This is a genomic window from Dietzia sp. DQ11-44 (genome assembly GCF_014145205.1).
Classification (GTDB): domain Bacteria; phylum Actinomycetota; class Actinomycetes; order Mycobacteriales; family Mycobacteriaceae; genus Dietzia; species Dietzia natronolimnaea.
Genome location: NZ_JAALEC010000647.1, coordinates 1 through 1,499, shown reverse-complemented (window position 1 = coordinate 1,499; position 1,499 = coordinate 1). Strand labels below are relative to the sequence as shown.

Annotated in this window: 1 protein-coding gene and 1 pseudogene; both read right to left on the bottom strand. The window is 72.2% G+C overall.

All coding sequences use genetic code 11. The annotated features are described in order from the left end of the window. A partial coding sequence (locus G6018_RS17690; RefSeq protein WP_241732137.1) for an isochorismatase family cysteine hydrolase occupies nt 1-455 on the bottom strand: 455 nt, incomplete at its 3' end. 69 nt (nt 456-524) lie between these two features. Next, nucleotides 525-1,343, bottom strand: a pseudogene (gene nadE / locus G6018_RS17685) (ammonia-dependent NAD(+) synthetase); the annotation flags it as partial. Nucleotides 1,344-1,499: the final 156 nt, after the last annotated feature.

Sequence of the window (1,499 nt, the reverse complement as noted above, 5' to 3'; positions counted from 1 at the left end):
AGGAGCGCCTCCGACAGCGGCGGGTTGTCGGACGAGATGGCACCGCGGGCCACCGCCACGTGCAGGTTCTCGGCGAAGCCGTCGATCGCGGTCTGCGCCACGCAGCTGTGCGTCGACACGCCGCACACGAGGAGGTGGCCCACGCCGAGCCGGTCCAGCTCCGCCCGCAGATCGGTCCGGAAGAACGCGCTGTCCCGGGTCTTGACCACCTCCACGTGGTCACCGGTGGCGAGCCCGTCGAGGAACCGGGCCTGCTCGGTGCCGGGGAACGCGAAGCCCTGGTCGTCCTCGAGCATGTTGAGGGTCCAGGTGGAGCGGTCCTCGGCGTGCTCGGTCCGCACCAGGACCACCGGACGGTCGGCCTCGTGGGCGGCGCGGATCAGCTCGTTGACCGAGCCGACCAGCTCGTCCCGCACCGCCGCCAGCTCGGGGAACTCGAAGTACGAGTTCTGCATGTCGATCACCACCAGCGCCGTCCGCCGGCCGGCCTGCTCGCCGGCCTGGTCGCCGATCCTCCCGGCCGGCCGCCACCAGGTGTCGGCCACCTCGACGGGGGTGGTGCGCTTGTGCCGGTTGCGGTGCCACGCCTCCTCGATCAGCCGGGCCGCGTCCTCGGGCACCTCGCGACCCTCGAGGTAGTCGTCGATGTGGTCGTAGCTGATACCCAGTTCCTCTTCATCGGTCTGGCCCTCGGCCTCGTCGAGGAGGTCGGCCGTGGGCACCTTGTCCCACAGCTGTCGCGGCGCCTGAAGGTGACGGAGCAGCTCCCGGACCTGGCGTTTGTCCAGCCCGGACAGCGGGAGGAGGTCGGCGGCACCGTCGCCGAACTTGGTGAAGAACCCGGTGACGTTCTCGGCGGCGTGGTCGGCGCCGATCACCAGTAGCCCGCGGTCCCCGGCCACGGCGTACTGCGCGACCATGCGGTGGCGCGCCTTGGTGTTGCCCTTGGTGAAGTCCGTCAGCTCCTCGCCGGCGGCCTTGCGGATCTCGCCGTCGAGCCCGTCCACGCCCGGGGCGACGTTCACCGTGAGGGTCTCGTCGGCCCCCACGAACTCCACGGCCGCCACCGCGTCGTGCTCGTCGTGCTGCACGCGGTAGGGCAGGCGCATCCCCACGAAGACCGCCTCGCCACCGTCGGCGCGCACCCTCTCCACCGCCAGCTGTGCCAGGCGGCCGGCCAACGAGGAGTCCACGCCGCCCGAGATCCCGAGCACGAAGCCCTTCGCCCCGCTCGCACCCAGGTAATCGGCCAGGAATCGCACCCGGCGCTCCACCTCCTCGGCGGGGTCGATCCGGGGACGGACGCCGAGGGCGTCGATGATCTGTCGTTGTGTCGCGCGCATGGGCCCAGTGTGCTGGCGATCCCCGCGCGACTGCCACCGGACGACCCTCGGCGCGTGGACCCCCGGCGCCGGGTGGGGTGATCGGTCAGGCGCCGGCGTCGTGGACGAATTCGCCGACGATCCGCGGCCAGGCCGCCACCTCGGCGGGCGTCCGCG